This is a genomic window from Capnocytophaga sp. oral taxon 332 str. F0381 (assembly GCF_000318275.2).
In the GTDB taxonomy this organism is placed as follows: Bacteria; Bacteroidota; Bacteroidia; order Flavobacteriales; family Flavobacteriaceae; genus Capnocytophaga; species Capnocytophaga bilenii.
Map to the genome: position 1 here is coordinate 388 of NZ_KB291251.1, position 505 is coordinate 892.

A 505-nucleotide genomic window follows, 5' to 3' on the forward strand; every position below is an offset into this window, starting at 1 on the left:
TTATTACTAAAGATAAAAGTAAGTATATTCACTCTTATTATTATCAAGGTCTTAATCTAGAGTTGGAAACATTATTTGGAGAGCGTACTTGGAAAGAGAATCAAATAGAAAAATATCACATTCCCGAAAGATTTCGATATACATTACTTGCCCCAAGAGCAGTACCTACTCTGGTGAATATTAAGTTTTATGATGAAAAAGATATTATCTATAGGGTAGGTGTTGAATTTAATATAAAGGAGGCAATGGATGCTTTTGAAAAGGCATTTAAGGGACAAGAAGATAAGGCTGGCGAACTTATTATAGAAGTCAATGAAACAAAGACAGATGTCAATGTTCGTTTAAAAGTAGGGGAACGTGAGGAATGGATTTGTAATGGAGAGTTTTGGATATTTGAAGATAATGAAATATGGTAATTATAAAATCTTTGGATTTTTGTAAAAACAAGAGGCTATCCGAAAAGTTTTCCTTTAGCTTAAAACAAGCTTATTTAATAAATAGAATA

At 30.5% G+C, this 505-nt stretch carries 1 protein-coding gene; it reads left to right on the forward strand.

Annotated elements, in window-relative coordinates; translation table 11 throughout:
• Positions 1 to 416, forward strand: a 416-nt coding sequence (locus tag HMPREF9075_RS00975; RefSeq protein ID WP_009414716.1) for a hypothetical protein, incomplete at its 5' end; no start/stop codon positions are given.
• Positions 417 to 505 lie beyond the last annotated feature (89 nt).